This is a genomic window from Amycolatopsis sp. cg9 (assembly GCF_041346945.1).
GTDB lineage: Bacteria > Actinomycetota > Actinomycetes > Mycobacteriales > Pseudonocardiaceae > Amycolatopsis.
This window is the reverse complement of the sequence record NZ_CP166850.1, coordinates 5741537-5764406: the sequence shown is the minus strand read 5'-3', so window position 1 is coordinate 5764406 and position 22870 is coordinate 5741537. Positions and strand designations below refer to the sequence as shown.

At 70.2% G+C, this 22870-nt stretch carries 19 protein-coding genes; 10 read left to right on the top strand and 9 right to left on the bottom strand.

Going from position 1 to position 22870, the window contains the following annotated elements; genetic code table 11:
* Positions 1-41: 41 nt before the first annotated feature.
* Positions 42-923, top strand: a complete 882-nt coding sequence (locus AB5J73_RS27485; protein WP_370961549.1) for a helix-turn-helix domain-containing protein — start codon at positions 42-44, stop codon at positions 921-923.
* On the opposite strand, the gene AB5J73_RS27480 is transcribed toward AB5J73_RS27485, so the two are convergent.
* Complete coding sequence (locus AB5J73_RS27480; protein WP_370961548.1) at positions 908-1768, bottom strand: helix-turn-helix transcriptional regulator; 861 nt, start codon at positions 1766-1768, stop codon at positions 908-910. The two genes, AB5J73_RS27485 and AB5J73_RS27480, sit on opposite strands and share 16 nt — an antisense overlap.
* Positions 1769-1916: 148 nt before the next feature.
* Here AB5J73_RS27480 and AB5J73_RS27475 point away from each other — a divergent pair, with 148 nt between their 5' ends.
* Entirely contained in the window at positions 1917-2933 is a 1017-nt protein-coding gene (locus AB5J73_RS27475) for a zinc-dependent alcohol dehydrogenase family protein (protein ID WP_370961547.1), read from the top strand.
* Here the strand turns inward: AB5J73_RS27475 and AB5J73_RS27470 are convergent.
* Entirely contained in the window at positions 2923-3489 is a 567-nt protein-coding gene (locus AB5J73_RS27470) for an isochorismatase family protein (RefSeq protein ID WP_370961546.1), read from the bottom strand. The genes AB5J73_RS27475 and AB5J73_RS27470 overlap by 11 nt on opposite strands.
* A 212-nt stretch (positions 3490-3701) precedes the next feature.
* Between AB5J73_RS27470 and AB5J73_RS27465 the strand changes: the two genes are divergently transcribed.
* Genes AB5J73_RS27465 through AB5J73_RS27455 form a run of 3 tightly spaced genes read left to right on the top strand, consistent with a single transcriptional unit; the run spans position 3702 to position 7484 of the window.
* The gene (locus AB5J73_RS27465) at positions 3702-4310 is read left to right on the top strand and encodes a 2Fe-2S iron-sulfur cluster-binding protein (protein ID WP_370961545.1); all 609 of its coding nucleotides are present in this window, start codon (positions 3702-3704) and stop codon (positions 4308-4310) included.
* A gap of 4 nt (positions 4311-4314) precedes the next feature.
* Positions 4315-5295 (top strand): xanthine dehydrogenase family protein subunit M, encoded by a 981-nt coding sequence (locus AB5J73_RS27460; protein WP_370961544.1) that lies wholly within the window; start codon positions 4315-4317, stop codon positions 5293-5295.
* Positions 5292-7484 carry a xanthine dehydrogenase family protein molybdopterin-binding subunit gene (locus AB5J73_RS27455; RefSeq protein WP_370961543.1) on the top strand — a complete coding sequence of 731 codons (2193 nt, stop codon included), beginning with the start codon at positions 5292-5294 and terminating at the stop codon, positions 7482-7484. Before AB5J73_RS27460 ends, AB5J73_RS27455 begins: the two co-directional genes overlap by 4 nt.
* 33 nt (positions 7485-7517) lie before the next feature.
* Here the strand turns inward: AB5J73_RS27455 and AB5J73_RS27450 are convergent, their stop codons facing one another.
* From AB5J73_RS27450 to AB5J73_RS27435, 4 genes are read right to left on the bottom strand one after another with little or no spacing between them, the layout of a single operon-like run.
* Positions 7518-8294, bottom strand: coding sequence for an IclR family transcriptional regulator (locus AB5J73_RS27450; protein WP_370961542.1), 777 nt, complete (start codon positions 8292-8294; stop codon positions 7518-7520).
* 42 nt (positions 8295-8336) lie between these two features.
* Complete coding sequence (locus tag AB5J73_RS27445) at positions 8337-9782, bottom strand: NAD-dependent succinate-semialdehyde dehydrogenase (RefSeq protein WP_370961541.1); 1446 nt, start codon at positions 9780-9782, stop codon at positions 8337-8339.
* Complete coding sequence (locus AB5J73_RS27440) at positions 9779-12661, bottom strand: FAD-binding and (Fe-S)-binding domain-containing protein (RefSeq protein WP_370961540.1); 2883 nt, start codon at positions 12659-12661, stop codon at positions 9779-9781. The genes AB5J73_RS27445 and AB5J73_RS27440 overlap by 4 nt, the downstream gene beginning before the upstream one ends.
* 8 nt (positions 12662-12669) lie before the next feature.
* Positions 12670-13509: a hypothetical protein gene (locus AB5J73_RS27435; protein WP_370961539.1), complete on the bottom strand. Its 840-nt coding sequence runs from the start codon at positions 13507-13509 to the stop codon at positions 12670-12672.
* Positions 13510-13598: 89 nt separating this feature from the next.
* Between AB5J73_RS27435 and AB5J73_RS27430 the strand changes: the two genes are divergently transcribed.
* Genes AB5J73_RS27430 through AB5J73_RS27415 form a run of 4 tightly spaced genes read left to right on the top strand, consistent with a single transcriptional unit; the run spans position 13599 to position 17654 of the window.
* Positions 13599-14423, top strand: coding sequence for an SDR family NAD(P)-dependent oxidoreductase (locus AB5J73_RS27430; protein ID WP_370961538.1), 825 nt, complete (start codon positions 13599-13601; stop codon positions 14421-14423).
* Between the two features lie 20 nt (positions 14424-14443).
* Positions 14444-15877 carry an aldehyde dehydrogenase family protein gene (locus tag AB5J73_RS27425; protein WP_370961537.1) on the top strand — a complete coding sequence of 478 codons (1434 nt, stop codon included), beginning with the start codon at positions 14444-14446 and terminating at the stop codon, positions 15875-15877.
* The gene (locus AB5J73_RS27420; RefSeq protein ID WP_370961536.1) at positions 15874-16671 is read left to right on the top strand and encodes an HpcH/HpaI aldolase/citrate lyase family protein; all 798 of its coding nucleotides are present in this window, start codon (positions 15874-15876) and stop codon (positions 16669-16671) included. The genes AB5J73_RS27425 and AB5J73_RS27420 overlap by 4 nt, the downstream gene beginning before the upstream one ends.
* A complete protein-coding gene (locus AB5J73_RS27415) occupies positions 16668-17654 on the top strand; it encodes a ketopantoate reductase family protein (protein ID WP_370961535.1) in 987 nt (328 codons plus the stop codon). The genes AB5J73_RS27420 and AB5J73_RS27415 overlap by 4 nt, the downstream gene beginning before the upstream one ends.
* A 66-nt stretch (positions 17655-17720) precedes the next feature.
* Here AB5J73_RS27415 and AB5J73_RS27410 read toward each other — a convergent pair whose 3' ends face one another.
* A complete protein-coding gene (locus tag AB5J73_RS27410) occupies positions 17721-19211 on the bottom strand; it encodes an aldehyde dehydrogenase (RefSeq protein ID WP_370961534.1) in 1491 nt (496 codons plus the stop codon).
* A 12-nt stretch (positions 19212-19223) separates the two neighbouring features.
* A complete protein-coding gene (locus AB5J73_RS27405) occupies positions 19224-20252 on the bottom strand; it encodes a zinc-binding dehydrogenase (RefSeq protein WP_370961533.1) in 1029 nt (342 codons plus the stop codon).
* A 272-nt stretch (positions 20253-20524) separates the two neighbouring features.
* Between AB5J73_RS27405 and AB5J73_RS27400 the strand changes: the two genes are divergently transcribed.
* Positions 20525-21916 (top strand): MFS transporter, encoded by a 1392-nt coding sequence (locus tag AB5J73_RS27400; RefSeq protein ID WP_370961532.1) that lies wholly within the window; start codon positions 20525-20527, stop codon positions 21914-21916.
* On the opposite strand, the gene AB5J73_RS27395 is transcribed toward AB5J73_RS27400, so the two are convergent.
* On the bottom strand, positions 21913-22803 hold the full coding sequence (locus tag AB5J73_RS27395; RefSeq protein WP_370961531.1) for a helix-turn-helix transcriptional regulator: 891 nt from the start codon (positions 22801-22803) through the stop codon (positions 21913-21915). The genes AB5J73_RS27400 and AB5J73_RS27395 overlap by 4 nt on opposite strands.
* Positions 22804-22870 lie beyond the last annotated feature (67 nt).

The window sequence follows — 22870 nt, the reverse complement described above, 5'->3', positions numbered from 1 at the left end:
AGAGCACCCTTCACCGTCGTGGGCGGACTTATCGTGGTGGGGTGGACAATCGCCAGGAAGTTCGCGAGTTCCTCGTCTCGCGGCGCGCGAAGATCAGCCCCGAGCAGGCCGGGCTCCCGCCCGGGAGCAAACGGCGGGTGCCGGGCCTGCGCCGCAGCGAGGTCGCCATGCTGGCCGACGTCAGCGTCGAGTACTACGCCAAGCTGGAACGCGGCAACCTCGCCGGAGTTTCGCCGTCCGTCCTGGACGCGGTGGCCCGGGCACTCCAGCTCGACGACGCTGAGCGCGCCCATCTGCTCGCCCTCGCCCGCGCGGCGGACGGCACGAGCGCGATCCTGCGGCGGCCGGCGAAGGGCGACCGGACACTGCACCCCAGCCTGCAGTGGGTCCTCGACGCCGTCACCGAAGGCCCCGCCTTCGTCCGCAATGGACGGATGGACCTGCTGGCCGCCAACCGCCTCGCCCGGGCTTTCTACTCCGACGTCTACGCGAGCCCGCAGCAACCACCGAACCTCGCCCGGTTCCAGTTCCTCGATCCGGCCTCGCGGCGGTTCTACCCGGATTGGGGTTTCTTCGCCGACGTCTGCGTCGAAATCCTGCACACCGAAGCCGGCCGCGACCCGCACGACAAGGGCCTGCACGACCTGGTGGGCGAACTGTCCACCCGCAGCGACGAGTTCCGCGTCCGGTGGGGCGCCCACAACGTCCGCCACCACGGCACCGGGTCGAAGACCTTCCACCACCCGGTCGTCGGGGACCTCACCCTCGCCTACGAAGGCCTCGAACTGGCCGCCGAACCCGGCCTGACGGTGACCATCTACACGGCCGAGCCCGGTTCACCGTCCGAAGAGACCCTGCGCCTCCTGGCCTCCTGGGCGGCCACGCACGAGGCGGCACACCCGACCGGTCACCGGTCGGGCTGAGCCGCGGCCCAGGACGCGAGCAGCTCCAGCCCTTCCGCGGACGGAGAACCCGGTTCGGCGGTGTAGACCACCAGGGTGAGACCGGGTTCGGCGGCCATGCCCATCGCCTCCCACGTGAGGGTGACATCACCCACGTCCGGGTGATGAAAGCGTTTCACGCCCGTGCCGTGCCGCCGGACGTTGTGCTTGCCCCAGCGGCGGCGGAACTCGTCGCTGCGAGTGGACAGCTCCCCGACGAGGTCGTGCAGGCCCTTGTCGTGCGGGTTGCGGCCGGCTTCGGTGCGCAGGACGTCCACGGTGATGTCCGCGGCCAGGTCCCAGTCGGCGTAGAAGCGGCGGGCCGTGGGGTCGAGGAACTGGAACCGGGCCATGTTCGGCTTCGGGCCACCCACGTACATGTCGCGGTAGAACGCCCGGGCGAGCCGGTTCTCCGCCAGCAGGTCCAGGCGGCCGTTGTTGACGAACGCGGGCCCGGCGGTGATCGCGTCCAGCGTCCACTGCAGACTGCGGTGCAGCGTGCGCGGTTTCGCCGACCGCTGCCGAGGGCGGGCGAGCACATCGGCCCCGTCGGCGGTCTGGGCCAGGTGCAGCAGGTGGGCGCGTTCGGCGTCGTCCAGCCGCAGCGCGCGGGCGACCGCCTCGAGCACGGCGGGCGAGGCACCGGCGAGGTTCCCGCGTTCGAGCTTGGCGTAGTACTCGACGCTCACGTCGGCCAGCGCGGCGACCTCGCTGCGGCGCAGCCCGCTCACGCGACGCCGGGTCCCGCCCGGCAGCCCCGCCTCCTCCGGCGTGATCCTGGCTCGCCGCGAGACGAGGAACTCGCGGACTTCGTCACGGTTGTCCACAGCGCGACCGTACGCGCCGCCATCACACGTTGGGGTGTACTGCCGGTACACCCTTCATCAGAGACTCGCTGTGCGCGCGGAGACGCGGTTGCCTGTAAGCGCCAGGGGCCGTTTGGGCCCGCACCCCGTCACCCGAGGAGCCATCCCCATGCGCGGAGCCGTCATCCACGCGCCCGGCGACGTCCGTTTCGAACAGCTCGCCGACCCGAAGCTCGAGCAGCCGACCGACGCGATCATCCGCACCGTCGTCACCTGCGTGTGCGGCTCGGACCTGTGGCCCTACCGCGGCCTCGAGCCGATCGGCGACCCGCACCCGATGGGCCACGAGTACGTCGGCGTCGTCGAAGAGGTCGGCAGCGAGGTGACCGCGGTCAAGCCCGGCCAGTTCGTCGTCGGCTCGTTCGCCACCTCGGACAACACCTGCGCGAACTGCCGCAACGGCTGGCAGTCGTCCTGCCTGCACCGCGAGTTCATGAGCACCTGCCAGGCCGACCTCGTCCGCATCCCCAACGCCCAGGGCACGCTCGTCGCCACCCCTGAACACCCCGGCCCCGAGCACCTCCCCGGCTTGCTGGCCGTGTCCGACGTCATGGGCACCGGCTGGTACGCCGCCGTCGCCGCCGAGGTGAAGCCCGGTTCCACCGCCGTCGTGGTCGGCGACGGCGCGGTCGGGCTGTGCGGCGTCATCGCGGCCAAGGAGCTCGGCGCGGAACGCGTCATCGCCATGAGCCGCCACGAATCGCGGCAGAAGCTGGCCACTGAGTTCGGCGCCACCGACATCGTCACCGAACGCGGCGACGACGGCGTCGCCGCCATCAAGGACCTCACCGGCGGCATCGGCGCCGACGCCGTGCTGGAGTGCGTCGGCACCGCCGAATCCATGAAGCAGGCGCTCCACGCGACCCGGCCCGGCGGCAACGTCGGGTTCGTCGGCGTCCCGCACGACGTGCAGATCGCCGGCGAAGAGCTGTTCTTCTCCCACGTCGGCCTGCGCGGCGGCCCCGCGCCGGTGCGCCGCTTCCTGCCCGACCTGATCGACCGCGTCCTGTCCGGCCACATCAACCCCGGCCCGGTCTTCGACCTCACGCTGCCCCTGGACCAGGTGGCCGAGGGCTACCGGGCCATGGATGAGCGGCGCGCGATCAAGGCCCTGCTCACGCCCTGATCGGGAGCAGCGCGAGCACCTCCTCGGTGGTGGCTGTCTCGCCGAGCACGGGGAACACCCGGGCGACGCTCTGCTCGTGCGCCTCGGCGCGGGGATCGGTGACGGCGTCGACGACCACCGTGACGGTGAAGCCGAGGTCGTACGCCTGGCGCGCGGTCGACTCGACGCCGAAAGTCGTCGCGACCCCGGCGATCACCACCTGCGTGACGCCGAGCCGGGTCAGTGTGCCGGCCAGGTCGGTGCCGGCGAACGCTCCCCACCCGGACTTGACGACGCGCAGATCCGCGGGCTGCGGATCGAGCTGCGGGACGAGCGCGAGCGCCGCCTCCGGGATCGGCGGCCGGTTCCCGCCCAGCTCGGTCCGCCCCGCGGGCGGCCGGTTCAGGTCCGCGCTGACCAGGACCACCGGCAGGTCCCGCTGCCGGAACGCACCGGCCAGCCGGACGGCGTTCGCGATGACGCCGTCCATGTCGTGAGCGGACGGGAGGCTGGTGGTCGCGCGTTGCAGGTCGACGACGAGCAAGGCCGTGCCGGGGTCCAAAGCGGATGCGGTCAAGGGATTCTCCGTTGCGCCGTGTGGGGATGGTCCGGGCGAGGTCAGACAACCCGATTAAATCAGTTGATTGACGTAACGCGCACCCCGGTCGCCACACCCGCTCCCGAGTCAACCGGCCAAAGTACCGCCGATTCGTCCGCTTTGCGACGTACTGCCAGTACACCCTTCGCCAGTGACTCCCAGCCCGCGCGAACACCTGGTGGAGTCGTCCCATGGCCTCCGAAAACCCCCAGCCGCCAGGAGAGGCGGCAGCCGTTTCCCGGCGGACGTTCTTCGCCGCGTCGGCCGTGAGCGGTGCCGTCGTGGCCGGCTCCTCGCTGCTGGGCGCCGAGCCCGCGACCGCGGCCGACAGCACGCCGAGCAGCCGGGTCTCGTTGACCGTCAACGGCACCCGGCGCACCGTGACCGTGGACAACCGGACGTCGCTACTGGACCTGCTGCGCGAGCACTTCGGGCTGACGGGCACGAAGAAGGGCTGCGACGCGGGCGCGTGCGGCGCCTGCACGGTCTTGGTCGACGACCGCCGCGTCAACGGCTGCCTCACCCTGGCGGTGCGGTTGGACGGCGCGAAGGTCACCACCATCGAGGGCCTGTCCCCCGGTGATGAGGGGCCGTTGCACCCGCTGCAGCAGGCGTTCGTCGACCAGGACGCCTTCCAGTGCGGCTACTGCACGCCGGGGCAGATCATGTCCGGCGTCGGCTGCCTCAAGGAGGGCCACACTGGATCGCCGGACGAGATCCGGGAGTGGATGAGCGGCAACATCTGCCGCTGCGGCTGCTACGTCAAGATCATCAAGGCCATCCAGCAGGCGAAGGGCTGAGGCGATGGAACCCTTCTCCTACGCCAAGGTCCCCGACATCCGCTCGGCCATCGCGGCCGGGCAGCGCGGCGGCCGGTACATCGCGGGCGGCACGACGCTGGTCGACCTGATGCGCGAGACCGTGGAACACCCCGGCACCCTCGTCGACATCGCCACGCTGCCGCTCACCGGCATCACCCCCACCCCGGGTGGCGGCCTGCGGATCGGCGCACTGGTGCGGATGGCCGACGTCGCCGCGGATCCCCGGGTCCACGGCGCCTTCCCGGTGGTGTCGGAGGCCCTGGAACTGAGCGCGTCCGCCCAGCTGCGCAACATGGCCACCATCGGCGGCAACATCATGCAGCGCACTCGCTGCACCTACTTCCGGGACGTGAGCGCGAACTGCAACAAGCGCACCCCGGGTTCGGGCTGCGCGGCCCTCGACGGCTACAACCGCGGCCACGCCATCCTGGGCGGCTCGGAGGCGTGCGTCGCCACGCACCCATCGGACGTCGCGGTCGCCTTCGCCGCCTTGGAAGCGATCGTGCACGTGCAAGGTTCCGCCGGCGAACGCACCATCCCCTTCGCCGACTTCCTCCTGCGGCCCGGCAGCACGCCCGACCGGGAACAAGCCCTGCGCCCTGGTGAGCTGATCACCGCTGTCGAGATCCCGGCCTTCCCGCGCCCGGCGAAATCCGGCTACCTGAAGGTGCGGGACCGGCAGAGCTACGAGTTCGCCCTGACCTCGGCCGCAGTGGCCCTGCACATCCAGGGTGGCGTGATCCGCGCGGCGAAGGTCGCAGCCGGCGGCGTGGGCACCGTCCCGTGGAAACTGCCCGCCGTCGAACAGCACCTGCTCGGCAAGCGGCCGTCGGATGCGCTGTGGGCCGAAGCCGCGCAGCGAGCCGCGGACGGCGCCCGCCCGTTGCGGCACAACGGGTTCAAGGTCGAATTGCTCAAGCGCACGGTCGAACGCCAGCTGCGCGTCGTGGGAGGCACCCGATGATCCAGCCCCGCACCGCCGTCGGCACCCCGCAGTCCCGGGTGGACGGACGGCTCAAGGTCACCGGGCGCGCGCTCTACGCCGCCGACCACCCCACGGACGGCGTCCTGTACGCGGCAGTCGTGGACAGCAGCGTCGGACGGGGCCGCATCACGGTCATCGACGACCGCGGCGCCCTCGCGCACCCCGGCGTCCTGCGCGTGATCAGCCACCGCAACGCACCGCGACTGCCCTACGTGGACAATCCGGGTTCGAACAACCCGCCGGGTACGAGGCTGCGGGTCTTCCAGGACGACCGGGTGCGGTTCTTCGGCCAACCGGTCGCCGTCGTGGTCGCCACCACTCACGAAGCCGCCCAGCAGGGCGCCCGTCTGGTGACGGTGACCTACGCCGCCGAGCAGCCGAGCACCGACCTGGCCACCGCCCCGGCCGACGAGCCGGCGACCTACGCGCGCGGCGACGCCGAGGGTGCGCTGGGCACCGCGCCGGTCCGGCTGGACCTGACCTACCGGACCGCCCGCAACCACCACAACCCGATGGAGCCGCACGCCACGATCGCCCGCTGGGACGGCGACCGGCTCACGGTCTGGGACAAGACCCAGTGGGTGGTCGGCGGTACCCAGCAGGAGCTCGCGGCCGTGTTCGGCATCCCGCAGACGTCGGTCCGGGTCATCTCGCCGTTCGTCGGCGGCGCGTTCGGCAGCGGGCTGCGGGCCTGGCCGCACACCACCGTCGCCGCGCTCGCCGCCCGCGAAACCGGACGCCCGGTCAAGCTGGTCATGGCGCGCCGGCAGCTGTACTTCGGCACCGGGTTCCGGCCCGCCTACTCCTACCGGCTCCGGCTCGGCAGCGACCGCACGGGGCGGCTCACCGCGATGACCCACGAGATCCGCGGCGAGACCTCCAGCTACGAGACGTTCACCGAGGCGATGCTGGCACCCGGCCAGATGCTCTACAGCATGCCGAACGTCCGCCAGGCCTACTCGACCGTCCCGCTCGACGTGAACACCCCGATCTGGATGCGCGGGCCCGGCTACGCCTCCGCCGCCCTCGTCATCGAGTCCGCGATGGACGAGCTCGCCCACGAACTCGGCATCGACCCCATCGAGCTGCGCAAACGCAACGAACCGGCGGCCGACGAGTCCACCGGGCAGCCGTTCTCCACCCGGCGGCTGCGCGAATGCTACGACGTCGGCGCGCACGAATTCGGGTGGCGCCGTCGCAATCCCAAGCCGGCCTCCACCAGGGACGGCGACTGGCTGATCGGCACCGGCATGGCCGCCGCGGTCTACGACACCGCGCGCGCCCCGGCGCAGGCCCACGTCCGGCTGAACGCCGACGGTACGGCACTGGTCGAGTCCGCGACCAGCGACATGGGCCCCGGCACCTACACCTCGATGCCCCAGGTCGCCGCCGACGCCCTCGGCCTGACCATGGACACCGTGCGGTTCCGGCTCGGCGACTCCCTCATGCCACCGACCCCGCCCCACGGCGGCTCGATGACCATGGCCAGCGTCGGCTCCGCCGTCCAGGACGGCTGCGACAAGGTCCGCCGCCAGGCCATCACCCTGGCCGTCAACGACCCTCGATCTCCCCTGCGCGGCGTCAATCCGGACGACGTGCTCGTCCGAAAAGGACGAATGCACGTGAAGAGCGATCCCACGCGCGGCGAGACCTACCGGCAGCTGCTCACGCGCAACGGCCGCGATCACCTCGAGGTGATCGGGTCCTGGGCGCCCTCGCCGGAGAACCGGTTCTCGATGTACGGCTACGGCGCGGCCTTCGCCGAAGTCGCCGTCGACGCCCGCCTCGGCCTCATCCGGGTCCGGCGCCTGCTCGGCGTCTACGACGCGGGCCGCATCGTCAACCCCAAGCTCGCCGACAGCCAGGCTCTCGGCGGCATGGTCGGCGGCATCGGCGCCGCTCTGCTGGAGCACACGGTCACCGATCCGCGCGACGGCCGCATCGTCAACGCCAACCTCGCCGACTACCTGGTGCCGGTCAACGCCGACATCCGCGACCTCCGCGCGATCTACCTGGACGGCGAAGACCGCGAAGCCGACCCCCTCGGGGTCAAGGGCCTGGCCGAACTCGTGCTGGTCGGCGTCGCCCCGGCGATCGCCAACGCGGTCTTCCACGCCACCGGGCGCCGGATCCGCGATTTCCCGATCACCGCGGATGCCCTGCTGTGAGGACCGCAGCCGCCTTCCCTATGCCGAAGGAGGTCATCCGCCACGCTGGTGCTCCAGCAGGCGCTCCGAGATCGTCGCCGCCGCCTGTTTGACGGCGAGCACCGCGTGCTCGACGTCGACGTCGCGCCGCTCCTTCTCGTCCCATGCGACACCCACGCTACCCAGCGAGGTCTTCTGGTCGTCGAGGACGGGCGCCGCGACGCTGTAGACGCCGGGGTTGAACTCCCCCACCGTCAGCGCGTAGCCGTCCTTCTTGATCTTGCCCAGGGCCGCACGGAACTCGCTCCAGGTGCTGCCCAGCCCGGCCTTCTCGATCTCCGCCTGCTGGCGCGGGTAGATCGCCTTCAAGCGGTGGTGGGGCAAGTAGGCCAGCACGACCTTCGACACCGCCCCTTGGAACAGCGGGCGCCGCTGCCCGCGAAGGAACCGGTTTTCGGGGCTCTTCGGGGCGCGGGCCTCGCCGACGCACAGCACCGAATCCCGGAACGCGGTGCACAGCAGCGCCGAGTGCCCGATCTTGTCCACCAGGTCTTCGAGCACACCGTGACTGGCCAGCAGCAGCGGATCCGTCAGCCGCATCTGCAGATCCATCTCGATGATCCGCGGGCCGAGCGCGTACTGGCCGTTGCGGACCGCGTTGATCAGCCCGGCCTCGTGCAGGGTCTTGATGTAGCGGTACCCCGTCGACCTCGAGGTCTCGAGCGCCTCCAGGATGGCGGCCGTCGACCAGACGGGCTCTTTCTCACTGAACAGCTGCAAGATGGTGAGCATTTTGGCCAGGCTGCTCGCGCTGTCCGTCGTCTCGGTCACGGCAGTGACAATATCCCGCCATGTGAGATATTGTCAAACTACTCACGTGCGAGGCACGGCCATGTATTTGTACTCCAGGAACTCGTCGATGCCTACGCGGCCGCCCTCACGACCCAGCCCGGAAGCCTTGACGCCACCGAAGGGCGCGGCCGGGTTGGACACGATCCCCGTGTTCAGGCCGACCATACCGACCTCGAGCGCCTCGCCCACCCGGAACCCGCGGTCCACGTCCTGGGTGAACAGGTAGCCCGCGAGCCCCCACGGGGTGTCGTTGGCCAGGCGGACGGCCTCCTCCTCCGTGTCGAACGGGACGACCGGCGCCACCGGCCCGAAGATCTCCTCGGTCATGAGGTTGGCCTCGGCCGAGACGTCGGAGAGGACCGTCGGCGAGTAGAAGTAGCCCGGGCGGTCCGGCCGGTTCCCGCCGCAGACGACCTTCGCACCCTTGCCGACGGCGTCGTCGACCAGCTCCTGGACCTTCCGCAGGGCCTTCTCTTCCACGAGCGGGCCGACCTCGATGCCGGGCTCGGCGCCGTCGCCGACCGTCAGCGCACCGAGCCGCGCCGCGAGCCGTCGAGCGAACTCCTCGGCGACGGACCGCTGCACGAAGATCCGGTTCGCGGCCGTGCAGGCCTCGCCCATGTTGCGCATCTTGGCCGCGACCGCCCCTTCGACCGCGCGGTCCAGGTCCGCGTCCTCGAACACCAGGAAGGGTGCGTTCCCGCCCAGTTCCATCGACGAGCGCATGACGTGCTGCGACGCCTGTTCGAGCAGGCGGACGCCCACCGCGGTCGAGCCGGTGAAGCTGATCTTGCGGGCGATGCCGCTCGACATCCACGGCGTGACCACCGAGGACGCCTTCGTCGTGCACACGACGTTGAGCACGCCCGCGGGGAGTCCGGCCTCGCCGAGGATGTCCACCAGTGCCAGCGACGAGAGCGGGGTGAGGTTGGCGGGCTTGAACACGATCGTGCAGCCGGCCGCGATGGCCGGTCCGATCTTGCGCGTGCCCATCGCGAGCGGGAAGTTCCACGGGGTCACCAGCACGCAGGGGCCGACGGGTTCGCGCGAGACGAGGATGCGGTTCTTCCCGTCGCCCGTCGTCGTTAGGTCGCCGCCGATGCGGACGGCTTCTTCGGCGAACCACCGGAAGAACTCGGCGGCGTAGGCCACCTCACCCTTGGCTTCGGCGAGCGGCTTGCCCATCTCCGTGGTCATGACGAGTGCGAGCTCGTCCTGCCGCGCCATGATCAGGTCGTAGGCGCGACGCAGGATCTCACTGCGCTCACGGGGAGCGGTCTTGGCCCAATCGTTCTGCGCGCGCCCCGCGGCTTCGATCGCGCGGATCGCGTCCTCGGCGCCGCCGTCGGCCACCGTCGCGATGACTTCTTCGGTCGCCGGGTTGACGACGTCGAAGCGGGCGCCGGAGGCGGCTTCGCCCCACTGTCCGTCGATGAAGACGCCGGTGCTGACTTTGCCGATGGTCACGTGAGTTCCTCGTTTTCCTTGCTGGGGTTCGGGTCGAGAAGCTGGGCCAGGTGCAGGCCGGGCCTCGTGGGATCGAGCTGGTCCACCTGACGGGCGCAGGAGAAGCCGTCGGTCAGCACGGCGACGTCGTGGCCGGTGGTGCCGAGCGCGGGGGCGAGCGCGGTCTCGGCGACCTGCATGCTCACGTCGTAGTGCGCGGCTTCGAAGCCGAAGTTCCCGGCGACGCCGCAGCAGCCGTTCGCGTCGACGATGGTGCGCACCCCGGCTGCTTCGAGCACCGTCCGCTGGGCCGCGCTGCCGAAGACCGAGTACTCGTGGCAATGCGTCTGGAGCACCACCTGTCCCGGCCCGGGAGCCGGTTTCCAGCCCGTTGACACCCGGTCGGCCAGGTGCGCGGCGAAGCTGCGTACGCGCGCCGCGACCCGCTTGGCCTGCTCCGTGGGGACCAACTCGGGCAGGTCCTTGCGCAACGCGGCCGCGCAGCTGGGCTCGATGACGACGATCGGCCGGTCGGTGCCGTCGTCGAGGGCTTTCGCGGCCTTGACCAGGAGCCGCCGCGCGGTCTTCAACTGGCCCGTGGAGATCCACGTCAGGCCGCAGCAGGCGTCAGCCGAGCAAGCGACGGCGTCACCGGCGTCGGCGAGGACGCGAGCCGCCGCGCCGGCGACCTCGGGCCGGAAGCCGCGCGTGAACGTGTCCACGAACAGAACCACCGAACCGTCCCCGGCCGGGACGTCGGCGGCCTCGCGCCGCCACTCCCGCGCTCCGGCGAACCGCGGCAGCGCACGTTTCGTGGTGAGCCCGCCCGCCGCGGCCAAGAGCGGGCCCAACCGGGTCGCGAGGACGGTGTTGACGACACCGGAGACGCGGCTGGTCAGCTTGAGCCAGCGCGGCAGCCAGCCGAGCGAGAAGTGCGAGCGCGGCCGGAGCCGGCGACGGTAGTAGTGGTGGAAGAACTCCGCCTTGTACGTGGCCATGTCCACTCCGGCCGGGCAGTCGGTCGAGCAGGCCTTGCACGACAGGCACAGGTCCAGGGCTTCGCGGACCTCTTCGGATCGCCAGCCCTGCTCGACCGTACGTGCGCCGCGGACCATGTCCTGCAGGACGCGGGCGCGGCCGCGGGTCGAGTCCTTCTCGTCGCGGGTGGCGCGGTAGCTCGGGCACATCACCCCGCCGCTGTCCGCGCGGCACCGGCCCACGCCGATGCAGCCCTGGACGGCGTGCACCCACGGGTCCGTGCCGCCGGCCGGGTGCAGGTCGAAGCTCATGCGCCATTCGCGGTCCGGTACCCCGGCCAGTGCGAGATGGGCGTCCATCGGATCGGGGTCGGTCATGGAGCCGGGGTTCAGGATGCCGGCGGGGTCCCACAACCGGCGGCACTCGGCGAACGCCGCCATCACCTCCGGCGAGTACATGAGCGACAGCAGCTCGGACCGCGCCCGGCCGTCTCCGTGCTCGCCGGACAGCGATCCGCCGTGCCGGACCACGAGTTCCGCGGCCCGGCGGGTGAACTTGCGGAAGACCTCGCGGCCCTCCTCGCTGCGCAAGTCGTAGGTGATGCGGATGTGCATGCAGCCGGCCCCGAAGTGCCCGTACATGACCCCGGTGAGGCGGTATTCTGCCAGGAGCTCCCGGAGATCGGCGAGGTAGTCGGCAAGCCGCTCGGGAGCGACCGCCGAGTCCTCCCACCCCGGCCAGGACTCGCCGCCCGACGCCAGCCGGGACGACAGTCCCGCCCCGTCTTCCCGCACCCGCCAGAGCGACGCGCGTTCCGCGGAGTCCGCGGCCACTCGCCCCTGCACCAGCCGCCCGTTCTCCGCCAGGCGCGCGAGCAGCCGGTCGGCCTGCGCGCGGACCGACCCGGGGTCGTCGCCGTCGAGGTCCACGAAAAGCCACGCCCGCCCCTCGGGCAGTCCGAGGACTGAGTCGGGTCCACGCCGGTGCCGCATGGTCGCGACGATCGCCTCGTCGGTCCCCTCGACCGCCGCCGGCGAGAACTCGAGGATCGCCGGGATGTCACGGGCGGCGTCGACGACGTCCTCGTAGCCGAGGCAGACGAGCAACGCGGCCGCCGGTTTCGGCACGAGCTTCATCCGGGCACCGACGACGACGGCCCACGTCCCCTCGGAGCCGACGACGGCGCGCGCGACGTTGAACTTCCGCTCCGGCAACAAGTTCTCGAGGTGGTAGCCCGAAACCTGCCGGGGGATGCGGCCGAGTTCGACGCGGAACGCGCTCAGGTTCTCCCGGGCGAGCCGGGTCAGCGACGCCGTGAGCGCCGCCGCCCGGCCGGCCGAGAACGAGTCCGCGGGATCGGTGGCCCGCAGCCCCGTCTCCGTCGCCGTCAGCCGCGCGCCGTCGGAGGTGACGACGTCGATCTCGGCTACGTGGTCGGACGTACGGCCGTAGCGGACCGAGTGGTTGCCGCACGCGTCGTTCCCGATCGCTCCCCCGATCGTCGCGCGGTTCTTCGACGACGGGTCCGGCGCGAACGTGCGGCGCCCGCCGGTCGCCCGCTCCACCTCACGAGAGAGCGCCGCGAGCACGACGCCGGGCTCGACGTCGACCGTCCCGGCCTCCTCGTCGATCGCGAGGACGCGGTTCATGTGCCGCGAGAAGTCCAAGACGAGCCCGGGACCGACGGCGTTGCCCGCCATCGACGTGCCGCCGCCGCGGGCGATGATCGCGGTACCGGTCGCCCGGCACGCCGCGACGGCGGCCACGACGTCGTCGACCGAGCGCGGGAACGCGACCGCGAGGGGTTCGACGCGGTAGTTGGAGGCGTCGTAGGCGTACTCGGATCGGCGCCGGGGCGACGCGTCCGCGGGCACGCCGACTTCAGCGAGCTGCCGGAGCAACGCCGTCGGGGAATCGTTCATCAGCCGGCTCAGAACGTGTGCAGCACCGCGCGGAAGAACTCGGTCGGCTCGACGGCCTCGACCGGCACCGGTCCCTCGTTGGCGAGGAACTCGTACCCGGTTTCGGGACCGTACTTCTCGCCGCCGGCCGAGACTTGACCGTCGATCTGGAACAGGATCTCGATGGAGGGGTGCTGCCCTGCCCGGTACACCGCGCCGGCGTCGAGGCGCAGGAACCCGATGCGCAGGTTGCGTTCGGTGAAGCTGCCGAGCCACTTCTCCGCGACGCCCTCATCGCCCTGCGGGAGCCAGTCGTAGGCCGCGGGGTTCATCGTGATGACGTCGGTGTACCGCGGAGTCGCGAACTCCAGCTTGCCGCCCGTGGCGTGCTCGAAGATCGCCTGCGAGCCGTCCACTACCCGGGCCACACCGTCGGCGTCGGTGTAGTGGTACTTGCCCTTCTTGAACTCGCCGGTCTTGGCCAGCTCGGCGTTCGTCGCCTCCCGCTGCGCGACGCTCAGGTAGCCGGCGCCGCTCGCGCCACCGCACTGGAGAACCATGGTGCGCAGTCCTTCGGGGCGTTCCTGTGGTCCATAGTGGACACTTTCGGGGAAGTACCCCACCCAGCCCTGTTCCAGCACGTCGGTCTCGGTGAAGGGCAGCTTGCCCGCGATGACGTAACGGATCTGGTCGAAGTTGTGCCGGTGCCGCGGGGTCCGCCAGCCGCCACCGCCGGTGAGTCCCATGTTCAGGTCGTAGTTGTTGCGCGAGCCGTCTTCGCCGAACAGCAGGTGCTTCTGGTCGAGCGTCCCCTCGCGCATGGTTCCGACCCGCTCGCTGCCGGTGTCGGCCGCCTTGCTTACGCGCATCTCCCGCTCCTCAAAGTCGATGTCGTTCGGCCGGCGCAGAACCGGCCACCTGATTGACAATATCCCATATTGCAGGATATGTTCAACCCATGACGACGACGCCTCTCACTCACACCCCTCAGGACTCCGGTGTGCCGGCCTCGGCACGGGACTTCAGCGTCGAGGGGCGGGTAGTCGTCGTCACCGGCGCCGGGCAAGGCATCGGCCGCGAGCTGGCGCGCCAGTTCGCCGCAGCCGGCGCCATCTCCGTGGTGGCCGATCTCGACCTCGCCAAAGCGGAGGCGGTGGTCAAGGAGATCCACGACGCCGGCGGGAACGGACTGGCCGTCCGGGTGGACGTGGCCGACGAATCCTCCGTCGCCGCGATGGTCGACACGATCATCGAAGACCGCGGCCGAATCGACGTGCTGGTCAACAACGCGTCGATCTTCGCGACCATCGAAAAGGGACCGTTCGACCAGATTCCCCTGGAGCAGTGGGAAAAGGTGCTGAAGGTCAACGTCACCGGGAGCTTCCTGTGCGTCCGGGCGGTGGCTCCGCACATGCGTTCGGCGGGCTTCGGCCGCATCGTCAACATCTCCTCCGACTCGGTGACCCGCGGCACGGTCAACTACCTGCACTACGTCACCTCCAAGTCGGCCGTCATCGGCATGACCAACTCCCTGGCGCGCGAGCTGGGTCCCCACGGGATCACGGTCAACTGCGTGCGGCCGGGCATGGTCGCCACTGAGGTCGAGCGCACCGTCAACCCGACCGTCGAGGTCCGGGCGCGCGCGGCGTCGCAGCAGTGCATCCCGCGCGGCATGGTGCCGACCGATCTGGTCGGCGTCCTGTTCTTCCTGGCCACGCCGGCGTCCGCGTTCATCACCGGCCAGACGATCGCCTGCGACGGCGGCTACACCCACAGCAGCTGACCCCCGAGGAGACCACGCTCATGCGGCAGTACCCGCACCTCTACATCGACGGCCGGTGGACCGAACCGCTCGAGCCGCGCGAAGCAGAGCTCATCGACCCCACCCGCGAAGAGGTCTTCGCCCGGGTGGCTCTGGGCAGCGCCGCGGACGCGGATCGCGCGGTCGCCGCGGCACGCAAGGCGTTCGAAACCTTCTCCGTGTCCTCGGCCGCCGACCGGATCGCACTGATCGACCGCATCATCGACGTGTACGAGTCGCACGCCGACGAGTTCTCGGAGCTGATCGCGCGCGAGGTCGGCATTCCCGTCGGCAACCGCGCCCAGGTCACCGGCCCGGCCCAGCACATGCGGGTGGCCCGCGACATCCTGCGCGACTACCCCTTCGAAACGCGGATGGGCAGCGCCGTCGTCCGGCGCGAGCCGATCGGCGTCTGCGCGCTGATCTCGCCGTGGAACTGGCCGATCCAGACCGGCGTGATCAAGCTGATCTACGGCCTGGCCGCCGGGTGCACCTTGGTCGCCAAGCCCAGCCTCAATTCCGCCGCGAGCGGCGCGCTCATGGCCCAGGTGCTGCACGAAGCCGAAGTGCCGCCGGGCGTGTTCAACCTGGTGAACGGAACCGGCCGTGAAGTCGGCGACGCGCTCTCCCGCCACCGGGACGTCGACATGATCTCCTTCACCGGATCCACCGCCGCCGGCAAGCTGGTCGGAGCCGCCGCGGCCGGCACGGTGAAGCGGGTGTGCCTCGAGCTGGGCGGGAAGTCGGCCAACATCGTGCTGCCCGACGCCGACCTCGAGCGGGCCGCGCGCTGGAACATCCAGCGCTGCTTCTTCAACGCCGGCCAGTCCTGTCACGCTCCCAGCCGGATGCTGGTGCACGAAAGCCAGGTCGAGCAGGTGGTGCCCTTCCTCGTCGACGAAGTTCGGCGCTTCCGCCTCGGCGACCCGCTGGACAGCGCGACGACCATGGGGCCGGTCGTCAGCGCCGCCCAGTTCAAGTCGATCGGCGATCTCGTCCAGAGCGGCCTCGACGACGGCGCCCACCTCGTCACCGGGGGCACCGAGCGCCCGGAGGGTCTGGACCGGGGCTACTTCGTGCGGCCCACGGTGTTCACCGGGGTAACCCCCGACATGCGGATCGCCCGCGAGGAGGTCTTCGGTCCCGTCCTGGCCGTCCTGCCCTACCGCGACGAGGACGACGCCCTGCGTATCGCCAACGATTCGCCGTACGGGCTCGGTGGCTACGTTTTCGGTGATGATCCGGCGAAGGCCCGCCGTGTCGTGAACGGGCTGCGGGCCGGACGCGTGAGCTACAACGGCGCGGCCACCGATTCGTACGCCCCCATGGGCGGGTACAAGGAGTCCGGCATCGGCCGCTCGATGGGCAGGTTCGGGTTCGAAGAATATCTCGAAGTCAAGTCCGTGTACGGGTTCGAAAACGAGGCACGAGCATGACCAGCGAACCCCTGTTGCGCAATCCCTTGAAGGAAAAGCTCTCCCGGGGCGAACCGGTGTTCTCGATGACCGTCCGCCTGGTGCGGACAGTCGACATCGCCGCGATCGCCCACGCCGCGGGCTTCGACTCCGTCTACATCGACCTGGAGCACAGCAGCTTTCCGCTGGAAGCCGCGGGCCAGATCTGCATGGCCTGCACCCACCTGGGCGTCACCCCCCTGGTCCGCGTCCCCGGCTTGGACCCGTTCCTCATCGCCCGGGTCATGGACGCCGGCGCCATGGGGATCGTCGTGCCGGGCGTGCAGTCCGCCGACCAGGCGCACGCGGCGGTGAGTGCCGTGAAGCACGCGCCGTGGGGCGAACGCTCCTTCGCGGGATCGGCGCCGCAGCTGCACTACCGATCACTGCCCAGCGACCAGACCATCCGCGCGCTCGACGAGACCTCCATGGTCGTGGCGATGGTCGAATCCCGCGCCGGCCTGGACGCGACGGAGGCCATCGCCGCGGTGGACGGCGTGGACATCGTCCTCGTGGGCGCGAGCGACCTCAGCGGCGAGCTGGGTTTCGCCGGGCAGGTGGACCACCCGGAGGTGCACAAGGCGTTCCTGCACGTCATCGACGCCTGCCGAGCGCACGGCAAGACGGTGGGCATCGGCGGGATGGGCGGGCGGCCGGACCTCATCCGGCAGTACCTGGACCTCGGCGCCGGCTACGTCTCCACCGGCAACGACATCTCGTTCCTCAGCGCCGCCGCGGCGCAGAAGCGCCGGCAGTTCGACGGAGGACTCGCATGAAGATTTGCGTGTACGGCGCGGGAGCTGTGGGCGGGCACATCGCCGGGCGCCTGGCCTCCCGTGACGCCGAGGTCTCGCTGGTCGCCCGTGGCGAGCAGCTGGCCGCGATCCGCCGGCACGGGCTGCGGGTGCAGACCCGTGAGGGCGAGCTGGTCTCCCACCCGGTCGCCACCGACCGGCCGGCCGAGCTGGAGCCGCAGGACATCGTCATCGTGGCGGTCAAAGCCCCGGCCCTTCCGGCCATCGCCGAGCAGGTCGGTTCCCTGCTGCGGCCGGACGGCTTGGCGCTGTTCGTCATGAACGGCATCCCCTGGTGGTACTTCCACTCCCACGGCGGTCCCCTGGGCGGCACCCACCTCCGACGGCTCGATCCGGAACGCGCACTGGAGAACCACGTCGGCCCCGACCGGGCCGTGGGCGCTGTGGCCTACACCGCCTGCAGCGTGCCCGCACCAGGCCTGATCCGCGCCGAGAACCCCCGCAACCGCCTGGTCATCGGCCGCCCCGACGGCCGGCCCGACGAAAAGCTCGACGCACTGGCGACGCTGCTCAACCCCAGCGGGCTGGAAGCCACCGTCACGCCGAAGATCCGCGACGCGATCTGGGCCAAGCTGCTGATGAACCTCGTCGGCGGCTCCCTCGCCGTCCTGACGGGCTCGCCGATGAAGGACGTCCTCGACAAGCCCGCCATCGCCGGTACCGCCAAGGCGATGGCGGACGAGGGCGCCGCCATCGCGCGTGCCCTGGGCTGCGATCCGGGGGATCCCGAAGAAGGGCTTAGCAAGCTGGCGAAGTCCGGCCATCTCCAGAGCATCGCGCAGGACCTGCGCGCGAGCCGGCCGATGGAGATCGACGCGATGCTTCGCGTCCCGCTCGATTTGGCCGCGCTGGCGCAGGTCCCGACACCCAACCTCGAGCTGGTGATCGAGTTGGCGACCCAGCGAGCCCGTGCCGCGGGTCAGTATTACGACACCGGCAGCTGACCCGACGGGCTCCTACTCGAGCGCCCCGGGATCTCTGAGTTCCCGGGGCGCTCTTTCGCATAGCGGTCACAGCTGAATGTAGACGCTCTTGGTGTACAGGTAGGTGTCCATGTGCGCGGCACTCCCCTTGGAGCCGTACCCGCTCATCTTCGTCCCGCCGAACCCGACCAGCGGGTCGATGTAGCCGTAGCAGTTCACCCACATCGTGCCGGTGTGCACGCCGTGGACCACCCGCAGCGCGGTGGACAGGTTCTGCGACCACACCGCTCCCCCGAGGCCGTACTCGCTGTCGTTGGCGATCGCGATGGCCTCGTCCACGTCGTCGAACGGCAGGATCGACAGCACCGGGCCGAAGATCTCCTCGCGGGCGATCCGCATCTCGTTGGTCACCCCGGCGAAAACGCTCGGCTCCACGAAGTAGCCGCTACCTTCGAGCCGCCGGCCGCCGCAGAGCAAGTCGGCACCCTCGGTCCGGCCGACGTCGACGTAGGACAGCACCTTGTCCAGCTGGGGCTGGGAAATCACCGGACCCAACGTCGCGGCGGTGTCCAGGCTGTGCCCCACTCGCAGGGTCTTCACGAACTCGAGCAGCCGTGCGGTGAACTCGTCGACGACGGGACGCTGGACCAGCACCCGGGTGCCGGCGAAGCAGATCTGACCGGAGTTGGCGAACACGCCCATCGCGGCGCCCGGCACCGCCTTGTCCAGGTCTGCGTCCGCGCACACGATATCCGCGGACTTGCCGCCGAGTTCCAGCTGCAGCTTCTTGATGTTCACCGTGGACGCTTCGATGACGCTGCGGCCGGTCTGCGTCGAGCCGGTGAACGCGATGCGGTCGACGTCCGGGTGGGCCGCCAGCGCGTGGCCCGCCTCCTTGCCCAAGCCGGTGACGACGTTGACCACGCCGTCCGGCACACCGACTTCGAGCAGGATCTCGGCCACCCGCAGTACCGACAGCGAGGCGTCCTCGGACGGTTTCAGCACGGTGGTGCACCCGCTGGCCAGCACGGCGCCGATGATCCAGAACTGGCTGTTGAGCGGACCGTTCCAGGGAATGATCCCGCCGATGACTCCGACCGGTGCCTTCAGCGTCATCGTGGCGACGCTGCCGGGAATGCCGTTCATCAGGGTCTCACCGCTGATGGTGGCCGCCTGCGCGGCGAAGAACGACAGCATCTTCATCAAGGCGGGCTTGGTGGTGCGCAACCTCGAGACCGGGGCGCCCATGTCCGTGGCCTCGATCTGGATCAGTTCCTCGAACCGCTCGTCGAGGGTCTGGGCGACGCGCGTCAGCAGCGCCTGGCGCTCATAGGGCGTCCAGGCACGCCATGGACCGCTGAATGCTCTGCGCGCGGCGTGAACCGCCTGATCCACATCGGACGCGTCACCCGCCGCGAGCTGCGCCAAGACCTCACCGGTCGAGGGATTGACCGTGCTCAGCGTCCGGCCCGACGCGGCGGGAACGCGCTTGCCGTCGATGACGTGGTGGTGGACCTCGCGTGACAAGAACCCCTGGGCCTGCTCGCCCAGGGCGAAGTTCTGCTGAAAAGTGGTCACTGCGGCTTCCCGTCAGTCGAAAACGAAGACGCCCTTGCCGATCTGGCGCCGGTCGAACAGGTCATAGGCGTGCTCGGCCTCGTCGAGCCGAAACTCGTTGGTGAACAGCGATTCGACGTCCAGACCCCGCTCGGCGACGAACAGGGCGCACTCCTCCTGCAGGTTCTTGCTGAAGGTGAGCGAGCCGACGACGGTCTTCTGCAGCTGGATGAGCTCTTCGCTGTCCAGTTCGATCTTGCCGAAGACGCCGACCAGGCAGGCCGTTCCCCAGCGCCGGAGCGCCTGAACGGCCTGACGGCGCACGGTGACGTTCGCGCTGCACTCGATGGACTTGTCGGCGCCTTCACCGTTGCGGGTGAGTTCCCGGACGGCAGCGACGGAATCCTGATCCCGGGCGTCGACGACGTGGTCGGCACCGAACTTCCGCGCCATCTCCAGCCGCGAGGGCTCGACATCGACAGCGATCACCCGGGCACCGAAGGCCTTGGCCAGCAGTGTGCAGCTCAGGCCGACAGGCCCCTGCCCGAAGACCGCCACGGTCTCGTCGGCGGACAACCCGACCCTTTTGATCGCCCCGAAGGCCGTCCCGGTGCCGCACGAGATCGCCGCGCCGGTCTTGAACGACAGCGAGTCGGGCAAGGCGATGAGGGTGTGCGCGGGCACCTTCATGAAGTCCGCGTGCCCGCCGTCGCCGTCCAGCCCGCCGTACACGGTGCGCGCGTTCGGGCAGTACTGGGTCCAGCCCGACCGGCAGTACCGGCAGGTCCGGCACCCGTCGTAGTGGTGGACCATCACCCGGTCACCGGCCTTGGCCTCGCCGGGCCGCACGGCCTCGCCGACGAGCTCGACGACGCCACAGGGCTCGTGTCCTTCGATGACCAGCTGGGATCCGGAGCGCGGTGGGCCGTGCAGGTGGTTGAGATCGCTCCCGCACATGCCGGAGGCCTTCATCCGGATGACCACTTCATCCGGACCGGGCACCGGGTCGGGCAGCTCACGGACTTCGAGCTTGCCTTCACCCAGGAAGAGAACAGCTTTCACGTTCAACGCTCCTCGATCGAGGCCAACATCGGCGGGGTCTCGACTGTTGACGATGTCTCATAATACAGGATATCGTCAAGTATCGCTGCGAGGAGCTGAGCGTCGTCAACCGGTGATCCGCCGGCACAAAGCGCCCACCAACACACCGTCGTGTTCGCGCCGTTGCGCATCGAACACCAAGCCAAAGGTAATAAGCGCATGACCGGACAATGTCGATCGAACCCATGCGAAACCCGTCTTCCCGGCCCGGCACGAGCGGGAGGCAACGTTCGATGACCACGCACCTCAACGCGGGCCTGCGGCTCGACAACCTCCCCATCGGCAAATTCCACCGGCGCATCGCCGTACTGGTCGGCCTGGGCATGTTCTTCGACTCCTTCGACAACACGCTCTCGGCCGCGGTGCTGGCCTCGATGCTGCCCACCGGCTTCTCGACGCTCGAACTGAACTCGCTCTTCCTGTCGGTCACGTTCGCCGGCCTGGCGATCGGAGCCGCCTTCGCCGGCTGGCTCGGCGACCGGGTCGGACGCAGCTTCGCCTTCCAGTTCAGCCTGGCGCTCTTCGGAATCCTCGCCCTGCTCGCCGCTCTGGCGCCGTCCATGCAGGTGCTCATCGCCCTGCGAGGTGTGATGAGCATCGGGATGGGCGCCGAGTACGTCATCTGCTACGGCATGATCACCGAGTTCATCCCCCGGGCCCGTCGCGGCCGGTACCTGGGCCTGCTCGGGATCTTCGCCGGACTCGGCGTCTCCCTGTCCTCGCTCCTGGGCTGGGTCGTCATCCCGGCGTTCACCTGGCGGGGGATGTTCGTCATCGGCGGCGTCGGCGCGCTGATCGCCTGGTGGCTGCGCCGGGGTATGCCGGAGTCGCCGCGGTGGCTGGAGTCGCGCGGGCGGTACGAGGAGGCCGAGGCCGTCGTCCGGCAGATCGAGCGGGAGTCCGGCATTTCGCGCCACGAGGCCGATCCGGCTCCGGCCCCGCAGCAGCAGAACGAGAAGGCCGAGTGGGTGCCGGTCACGGTGCTGTTCTCGCGCCCGGTCGTCCGCCGGACGCTGATGGCGCTGATCCTGACCGTCACGTGCCTGTTCGGCTCCTACGCCGTCACCGGCTGGATGCCCACGTTCTTCGTCAAGCAGGGCATGACCGTCTCGAAGTCCCTCGGCTTCAACGCGGCCATCATGGCCGGCTACGTCGCGGGGCCGCTGCTGTGCATGTTCATCGTCGACCGCCTCGGGCGGCGCCGCAGCATCGTGCTGTTCGGGACCCTTTCGGCGATCTTCGCCGGCCTCTACCCCTTCATGAAGGCGCCCGCACTGGTCATCGCCGTCGGCTTCGTCCTCGTCGCGACGGTCGCGTCGTTCCTGACGCTGGGCCTCGGCACCACACCGGAGTTCTTCCCGACCGCGTTCCGCTTCCGCGGCGGCGGCTTCGCCCAGACCGTCGGACGCATCTGCTTGATCTTCTCCCCCTTCATCGTCCTGTGGCTGTTCAACAGCTACGGCGTCGTCGGGGTGATCCTGGGCGTCTCGGGCATGTACATCGTCGTGACGCTGCTCAACGTGTTCGCCGGCGTCGACACGTCTCGCGAGGCGCTGGCGCAGATCGCCCCCGGCAGCGACGAGCCGGACAACGACCGCCGGCCACGCGCCTCGACCGCGCCCTAACGAGTCGCCGATTCCGTGGCCGCCCAGCTGGCCAGCAGCCGCAGCCGCTCCGCCGACGACGTGTCAGGCGGAGCGGCGTACGCGGTGAGGGTCAACCCTGCGTCGGCCGACAGCTCCATCGCTTCGAAGTCCAGCGTGAGCTCGCCGACGATCGGGTGGCGAAACTCCTTGGTCCCGGTCCGGTGCAGCCGGACGTCGTGGGCGGCCCAGCGGATGCGGAAGTCCTCGCTGCGGGTGGACAGCTCGCCGACGAGGTCGGACAGGTCCCGGTTGTGCGGGTCCCGCCCCGCTTCGGTGCGCAGGATGGCCACCGAGGTGTGGCAGGACTTGTCGTAGTCGGGGAAGTAGTCGCGCGCGGCGGGATCGAGGAAGCCGAAGCGGGCCAGGTTCGGGAGCGCGGCTTCGCTGGTGCGGGTCGGGCTGTCGAACACCGGCGAGTACAGCGCCCGGGCGAGCGGGTTGGTGGCCAGGATGTCCAACCGTCCATTGCGGACGAACGCCGCCGTCGTGGTCATGCTGTCGAGGATCTGCTGCACCACCGGCCGGACCCGCTGCGGCACCCGCCGGCGCTGCGCGGCCGCGGTTCGAGGCCGGCCGGCGGCGTTGGCCGCGCGGGCGAGGTCGAACAGGTACACCCGCTCGGCCTCGTCGAGCTGGAGAGCTTCGGCGATCGCGTCGAGGACGCTGTCGGAGACGCCGGCGAGATTGCCCTTCTCGACGCGCGTGTAGTAGTCGGCGGACACCCCGGCGAGCATCGCGACCTCTTCGCGCCGTAGGCCCGGCACCCGGCGGTTGCCGCCGTAGTGCTGCAGTCCGGCCTGCTCGGGCGTGATCTTGGCCCGGCGGGTGACGAGGAAGTCGCGGACCTCGGTGCTCTTGGCGTTCACGTCCTCCACGGTACGACGCGACCCCAGCGCCAAGGGGGTTCTGTCGGAACCCGGAAAGACGCGACCT

Excerpts from the sequence above, each read along its gene's own strand:
- AB5J73_RS27475 (WP_370961547.1), top strand. The coding sequence starts at position 1,917 with ATGCGCGGAGCCGTCATCCACGCGCCCGGCGACGTCCGTTTCGAACAG.
- AB5J73_RS27465 (WP_370961545.1), top strand. The coding sequence starts at position 3,702 with ATGGCCTCCGAAAACCCCCAGCCGCCAGGAGAGGCGGCAGCCGTTTCC.
- AB5J73_RS27460 (WP_370961544.1), top strand. The coding sequence starts at position 4,315 with ATGGAACCCTTCTCCTACGCCAAGGTCCCCGACATCCGCTCGGCCATC.
- AB5J73_RS27455 (WP_370961543.1), top strand. The coding sequence starts at position 5,292 with ATGATCCAGCCCCGCACCGCCGTCGGCACCCCGCAGTCCCGGGTGGAC.
- AB5J73_RS27440 (WP_370961540.1), bottom strand. The coding sequence starts at position 12,661 with ATGAACGATTCCCCGACGGCGTTGCTCCGGCAGCTCGCTGAAGTCGGC.
- AB5J73_RS27435 (WP_370961539.1), bottom strand. The coding sequence starts at position 13,509 with ATGCGCGTAAGCAAGGCGGCCGACACCGGCAGCGAGCGGGTCGGAACC.
- AB5J73_RS27430 (WP_370961538.1), top strand. The coding sequence starts at position 13,599 with ATGACGACGACGCCTCTCACTCACACCCCTCAGGACTCCGGTGTGCCG.
- AB5J73_RS27425 (WP_370961537.1), top strand. The coding sequence starts at position 14,444 with ATGCGGCAGTACCCGCACCTCTACATCGACGGCCGGTGGACCGAACCG.
- AB5J73_RS27420 (WP_370961536.1), top strand. The coding sequence starts at position 15,874 with ATGACCAGCGAACCCCTGTTGCGCAATCCCTTGAAGGAAAAGCTCTCC.
- AB5J73_RS27415 (WP_370961535.1), top strand. The coding sequence starts at position 16,668 with ATGAAGATTTGCGTGTACGGCGCGGGAGCTGTGGGCGGGCACATCGCC.
- AB5J73_RS27400 (WP_370961532.1), top strand. The coding sequence starts at position 20,525 with ATGACCACGCACCTCAACGCGGGCCTGCGGCTCGACAACCTCCCCATC.